The organism is Kitasatospora sp. NPDC053057, assembly GCF_044546945.1.
In the GTDB taxonomy this organism is placed as follows: domain Bacteria; phylum Actinomycetota; class Actinomycetes; order Streptomycetales; family Streptomycetaceae; genus Kitasatospora.
This window is the reverse complement of sequence record NZ_JBITZP010000007.1, coordinates 114535-120534: the sequence shown is the minus strand read 5'-3', so window position 1 is coordinate 120534 and position 6000 is coordinate 114535. Positions and strand designations below refer to the sequence as shown.

Below are 6000 nucleotides of genomic sequence, written 5' to 3'. Positions count from 1 at the left end.
GGGGGGTGTTGGGGTGTTCTGGGTGCCGTTTCGCGGGGGCGCGGGGGTTGGGGGGGGGGTTTTTGGGTACGGTTTTTTGGCGGGGGGGGGGGGGGGGCCCCCCCCCCCGCCGGGGGGGGGGCCACCCGGCGCCGGATCAGCCGACGTTGACGGCGGTGTCGTCGAGGACGAAGGAGGTCTGCTTGGTGTAGTCCTCGACGCCGGTGAACTTGAGGGTCACGGTCTGACCGGCGTAGCCGGACAGGCTGAGGCTGTGCTGCTGGTAGCCGGCGGCCGCGTTCATGTTGGAGTAGGTCGCCAGGGTGGTGCCGTTCGCGGTCACCGTCAGCTTGTCGTACGCGCTGGTGGTGGGCTCGGCGGTGTCGACGTGCAGCCAGAAGCTGAGGGTGTAGGTGCTGCAGCCGGTCGGCAGGGTCACCGTCTGGGCGAGCGTGTCGGTGTTGGCGCTGCCGTAGCCGTCCAGCCAGACGTCGTAGGTGCCGGAGTGCGGCGGCTCGCTGGAACTGCTGTTGATGGTGCTGGAGCCGCCGGTGTTGGTCTCCGTCCAGCCGGCCGTCGTACCGGCCTCGAAGCCGGGGTTGGTGAGCAGCTGGGCCGCGGTGCAGCCGCCGCCGCTGCCGGTGGACTGGACGGTCCAGGTGAAGGTGACGGAGGAGGACGGGCCGGTGGAGTCGGTCGCGGTGGCCGTCACGGAGTACGTCCCGGCGGTGGTGGGGGTGCCGCTGACCAGACCGGTCGAGGCGTTGACGCTCAGGCCGGCGGGCAGGCCGGAGGCGCCGTAGCTCAGGGTTCCGCCGGCCGTGTCGGTGGCGGAGAGCTGGAGGCTGGTGGCGGTGCCGGCGGTGGCGGTGCGGGCGCCGGGGTTGGTGAGGGTGACGCTGCCGGTGGTGCCGCCGCCGCTGCCGGCGGCGAGCCAGGCGGTGGCGTTGAGGCCGAGGGCGGCGTCGGTGCCGGCCGGGTCGTTCCAGCCGTTGTAGAGGGTCTTGCCGGATTCGCCGGTGCCGTCGTCGATGGCCGAGCTGTCGCCCCAGAGGGCGACCCGGCCCTTGCCGAAGCTGCTGGTGGCGAAGAAGGCGCCGGTGGTGCCGGAGTAGCCGGTGCGGTAGACGATGCCCTTGACGCTGGGGTTGTCGGCGGGCTTGAGGGTGAAGGTGGTGCCGTTGCGGATGATGCTGCCGGTGACGGTGCCGAAGGGGCCGTGCAGGACGGGGTCGGTGGCGTCGTTGACGGCGGTCGGGTTGTCGGTCTGGATGTTGAGCAGGTCGACCGAGAGCCCGAACGGGTCGTTGCTGTTGACCGAGTTGGTGGTCATCAGGTCGTTGATGATGGCGGGGGAGTCCCAGCCGTCGTTGTTGCGGTCGCTGCCGGTGTGGTCCGAGATCAGGAACAGCCCGCCGCCGTTCTGGACGAACGTCATGACGGCGGTCTTCTCGGCGTCGCTGAGCCGGATGTTGGGCTCGGGCAGGACGAACTCGTCGAAGTTGGCGAGGTCGAGGGCTCCGCCGGTGCCGTAGGTGATGGCGGAGCCGCTCGGCAGGGTCTTGAGGCTGTACTGGCCGGTCTTCTGGAGGGCGACGCCCCAGCTGGAGATGGCGCCGGTCCAGTCGGTCTCGGACTGCGGGCTGGCGTTCTCGGCGAGCGGGTCCGGCTGGCTGGTGCTGATGATCCAGTCGGCGTTGCCGGCGGTCTCCGCCTTAGTGTCGTCGAACAGCACGCGGTGCTGGGTGGTGGTGGCGGCGGGGGCCGCGGCGGTCACGGCGGTCGCGGTCGCCGCAGCGGCCCGGTGGGGGACGGCGCCGGCGGCGGTGAGCACGGCCAGGGCGACGGCGCCCAGGGCGAGCGGGCGGGTGGCTGCTATGCGTCTGAGCATCGGTCAGACTCCTTGTGTCGTGGGGGTGCAGGGAGTGCTACGCGCGTAGGCGCGGTGCCACCGTCCCATGATGGGGTAAGCGGCGCTTGAACGGAACGCGACGAAACGGGGCATCGCCACGCCACTCGCCCCCATCCGTGGGCGCCTGCACGGCTGCCACACCGTCAGCTCACGGGATCTCCTCGTCGTTCACCGCGCATCCCCTATCCCCGGGCCAGCCGCCCCAGGGCCAGGCCGGCCAGGAGCGCGGCGCCGTCGGCGAGGACGTTGTCGTCGAACTCGGCCTCGGGGGAGTGGTTGTAGGCCGCGGTGAACGGGTCGCGGCCGTCGGTCGGGGCGGCGCCGAGCATCAGGAACGCCGACGGGACCAGGGCGGCCAGCACGCCGAAGTCCTCGGAGCCCGCGATCGGTTGGGGCATCGGGAGGTACCGCTCCGGCCCGAGGAGCCGGGCCGCCAGGCCCGCCGCGAAGTCCGCCTCCACGGGGTCGTTGACGGTCACCGGGTAGCCGGGCTCCACCTCGGCCACCGCCTCCAGCCCGTGGGCCGCCGCGATCCCGTGCACCACCCGCAGCGCCTCGCCGCGCACCAACTCCCGTGAGTGCGGGGAGAATGAGCGGATGGTCGCCTCGAACCGGGCCTCGTCGGGGATCACATTGGCCGCGGTGCCGGCGCTGAGCATGCCGACGGTGAGCACCACCGGATCGAAGACGTCGATCCGCCGGGTCACCATCGACTGGAGGGCCAGCACCGCCTCGCACGCGGCCGGCACCGGGTCGAGCGCCGAATGCGGGCTGGACCCGTGCCCGCCACGCCCGCGCAGCGTGACCCGCAGCAGGTCGGAGGCGGCCAGCACCGGCCCCGGGCGGGTGGTGACCAGCCCGTTGGGCAACAGGGCGGCCGCCACGTGCAGGGCGTACGCGGCCACCACCCGCTCACCGGCCGCGTCCAGCACGCCCGCGTCCACCATCAACTGGGCGCCGCCCGCCCCCTCCTCGCCGGGCTGGAACATCAGGACCACGTCACCCGCCAGCTCGGCGCGCCGCTCGACCAGCAGACGGGTGGCGCCGACCAGTGCGGCCATGTGCAGATCGTGCCCGCAGGCGTGCATCGCGCCGGGGATCTTCGAGGCGTACGGCAGTTGGAGGTTCTCCTGCACCGGGAGGGCGTCCATGTCGGCGCGCAGCAGCACCTTCGGCCCGGGGCGGCCGCCGCGCAGCACCGCCGTGATCGAGCTCAGCCCCTTGCCCAGGGTGAGTTCCAGCGGCAGCCCGTCGAGCGCGGCGAGCAGCCGGGCCTGGGTCCTGGGAAGTTCCAGCGCGATCTCCGGTTCCTGATGCAACTCCCGCCTCAGGGCGGCCAGTTCGGGCTGCAGCAGGGCGGCCGAGCGGGTCAGTTCGGGCAGTGCCAGTCGGTCGAGCAGGGCGGCGGACGCGGGAAGGTCGGACACGGTGCCTCCAGGTGGTGGTCGGGTCTGGCTGGCTCCATGATCTGCGCTGGCCGGCCCGTTCCGGCCGGATTCGCGGAACCATGACGCGCCGCGCCCGGGGCGCAGCCGGCCCGCGGCTTCGTTGAGATGGTCCGACGGAGTGACTGTCTTCATGGGGCCGCCGCTCCGGACGGGTATCGGGACGACCCTGATCCGTCCCTGAGCCTCCCCTGATCCGCCGGGGTCGTCCCTGAGGGCGAGGAGCCGACCGGCGCCCGGACAGCTCGTGCCGTGATCGCGCAGAATGGGCGGTCGTGGAGGAGAGGGAGTCGGTCGTGGGTATCGAGAGCCGTCCGGTGACGCTGAGGGTGATCGCCGACCAGCTGGGGCTGGACGTGTCCACCGTTTCCAGGGTCCTGAACGGATCCGACGGGGACGGACGGCGGGCCGCCTCGGGGTCGACGGCCCGTCGTGTCCGGGATCTGGCCGAGGAGTTGGGCTACCGCCGCAACCCGGCCGCCGTGAGCCTGCGCACCCGGCGCAGCAACCTGATCGGGGTGGTGTTCGCCCGGCTGTCCGAGATCGTCGTCGCGACCATCTACGAGGGCATCGAGGAGGAGGCCGCCCGGCACGGGCTCGCCGCCTTCGTCACCAACACCCAGGACGATCCGGTCCGCCAGCGCGCGCGGATCGCGATGGTCCTCGGCCGGCGGGTGGACGGCCTCATCATCGGCGACGCGCACCTGGACGGCGCCGCCCTGACGGACCCGGCGCTCCGGGGCACGCCCCACGTCCTGGTCAACCGCCGCACCGAGGGCGACCTTCCGGCCGTCACCTGCGACGACTACCAGGGGGGCCGCCTGGTCGCCGAGCACTTCCTGCGGCTGGGGCACACCCGGGTCGGCTGCGTCGCGGGCGAGCCCTTCGCCAGCACCGGCACCGACCGCACCGCCGGCTTCGTCGAGCGCTACGCCGAGGCCGGACTGCCGGTGCCGGCCGAACTGGTGCGGCACTGCGCCTTCGACACCACGGGCGGCCGCGCGGCGGCGACCGCTCTGCTCAGTGCCGCCGCCCGCCGCCCCACGGCGCTGTTCGCCGTCAACGACCTGGCGGCCATCGGGGTCCTGGGCGCGGCCCGTGACCTGGGTCTCCACCCGGGGCAGGACCTCGCACTGGCCGGCTTCAACGACACCCCGGTCGCCGCCGAGCTGCCGGTCGCGCTCACCACGGTCCGCTCGCCGATGGCTGAGCAGGGCCGGGTCGCGGTGCGGGAGCTGCTGCGCCGGATCGACGGCCGGCAGGCCCGGTCCCGACGGCTCGCGCCCGAGCTGGTGGAGCGGGCCTCCAGCGGCCGGCCCGTCGGCCCGTCACTTCTCTGATCCCGCCCGGGTTTCCGGCCTCTGGCGCCCCGGCCGGTCCGTGCCTATCATCCAACCCAAACGATTGGGCCAAACGTTTGGGTTGGGGGAGTCGATGGCAGCAGCAGTACCGGGCGGCGGGGTTGTGAGCGTGCACCGCGTCCACCGCTACGTCCCGATGGTGGTGTGGAAGTGGGCCTTCGGCGCCCTGGTGCTGCTCTTCTGGGCGCTGATGTACAACGGCATCTGGTGGCAGGGGCTGGTGGTGGACGCCGTGGTGATCGGCGGCCTCCTGGTCGCCGGACGACTCCCGCCGAGCGCGGGCCTGCGGGCCGTCGAGGTGCGCCCGGACGGCCTGCGGCTGCGCGCCGCGAACGAGTCGGAGTCGGTGCTGCTCGGCTGGGGCGACATCCTGGACGTCAGCTACGTCCCCGGTCGCGCCGAGGAACACCGGATCGGCGGCGGCAGAGAGCAGGTGACGCTCCATCACACCGCAGTGGCCCTGCTGATCCGCGACCAGCCGGAGCCACTGCTCCTCGTCCACGTACGTCGGCCGCAGCGGCTGGCGGTCTCGATCGCGACCCACGTCGCCACGACCCGCGCCCGGGCGGCCGGCCTGGAACGCCGCGACACCGAGGGCGCCTGATCACTGCTCGCGTGGAAGGGGGCTGAATCGGAGCGGCCGGGCCCCGCACTGCGGAGCCCGGCCCGTACGCTGCCCTCGGCGGCCCGGCCCCACCGACGCAACTCCCACGTCCGCGAACGGTCCGCGTCGTGAGAACAGAAGGGGGTACGGACGCCTCGGGCGAGGTGTCACTGGTCCGAGTAGCTGAGGTCTCCCACCGTCCAGCTGCTGACGTCGGCGATGGCGATGCGGTACATGCCCCCGGTGTGGGGCAGACCGAAACTGCCCTGAAGGATGCGGGCGACGTGCAGGTGCAGGTGGGTGGGCCGGGTGGCGGGCGGAGCCGTGTCGCCGGTGGCAGACGTCGCGAAGAGTGCGGCGAATGGCTTCAAGTGGTCTGAGGCGGCGAGGACTTCGGCCACCCGTTCGTGCCAGAGGCGTTCCGGTGCCAGACGGCCGGTGATGACCGCCCCCGGGACGACCACGGTCAGGGGCATCTGGTTGCTGCGCTCGGACTCCACCATTGCGGCGATGTCGACGAGCAGCGCATCAGGGTTCGACATGGACCTGAGAATAGTGCCCCAGGAGGACGTCCGGTCCATGCGGCGGCGCCCGGCTCCCGGGGCGGGCGCGGCACCGTCCGGCGGGTCCTGCCGCTGCGGGCCGCAGCCTGCTACAGTCGACCTAGTTGCAGTAGTGGTTCCCATGAACTTTGTGTGC

At 72.7% G+C, this 6000-nt stretch carries 5 protein-coding genes; 2 read left to right on the top strand and 3 right to left on the bottom strand.

The genetic code is table 11. The annotated features are described in order from the left end of the window. Positions 1 to 136: 136 nt before the first annotated feature. A complete protein-coding gene (locus ACIG5E_RS10605) occupies positions 137 to 1870 on the bottom strand; it encodes a putative Ig domain-containing protein (RefSeq protein ID WP_396532915.1) in 1734 nt (577 codons plus the stop codon). A gap of 203 nt (positions 1871 to 2073) precedes the next feature. Then, on the bottom strand, positions 2074 to 3264 hold the full coding sequence (locus ACIG5E_RS10600; RefSeq protein WP_396533049.1) for a M20 family metallopeptidase: 1191 nt from the start codon (positions 3262 to 3264) through the stop codon (positions 2074 to 2076). 368 nt (positions 3265 to 3632) lie between these two features. Between ACIG5E_RS10600 and ACIG5E_RS10595 the strand changes: the two genes are divergently transcribed. Both ACIG5E_RS10595 and ACIG5E_RS10590 read left to right on the top strand, forming a co-directional pair. Continuing rightward, positions 3633 to 4676, top strand: coding sequence for a LacI family DNA-binding transcriptional regulator (locus ACIG5E_RS10595; RefSeq protein WP_396532913.1), 1044 nt, complete (start codon positions 3633 to 3635; stop codon positions 4674 to 4676). 94 nt (positions 4677 to 4770) lie between these two features. Beyond that, entirely contained in the window at positions 4771 to 5301 is a 531-nt protein-coding gene (locus ACIG5E_RS10590) for a hypothetical protein (protein WP_396532912.1), read from the top strand. 167 nt (positions 5302 to 5468) lie between these two features. Here ACIG5E_RS10590 and ACIG5E_RS10585 read toward each other — a convergent pair whose 3' ends face one another. Further along, positions 5469 to 5843 (bottom strand): hypothetical protein, encoded by a 375-nt coding sequence (locus tag ACIG5E_RS10585; RefSeq protein WP_396532911.1) that lies wholly within the window; start codon positions 5841 to 5843, stop codon positions 5469 to 5471. Between the last annotated feature and the right edge of the window lie 157 nt (positions 5844 to 6000).

Bases quoted from the DNA above. Each gene is read 5' to 3' on its own strand.
- ACIG5E_RS10590 (WP_396532912.1), top strand. From the start codon at position 4,771: ATGGCAGCAGCAGTACCGGGCGGCGGGGTTGTGAGCGTGCACCGCGTC.
- ACIG5E_RS10605 (WP_396532915.1), bottom strand. From the start codon at position 1,870: ATGCTCAGACGCATAGCAGCCACCCGCCCGCTCGCCCTGGGCGCCGTC.
- ACIG5E_RS10585 (WP_396532911.1), bottom strand. From the start codon at position 5,843: ATGTCGAACCCTGATGCGCTGCTCGTCGACATCGCCGCAATGGTGGAG.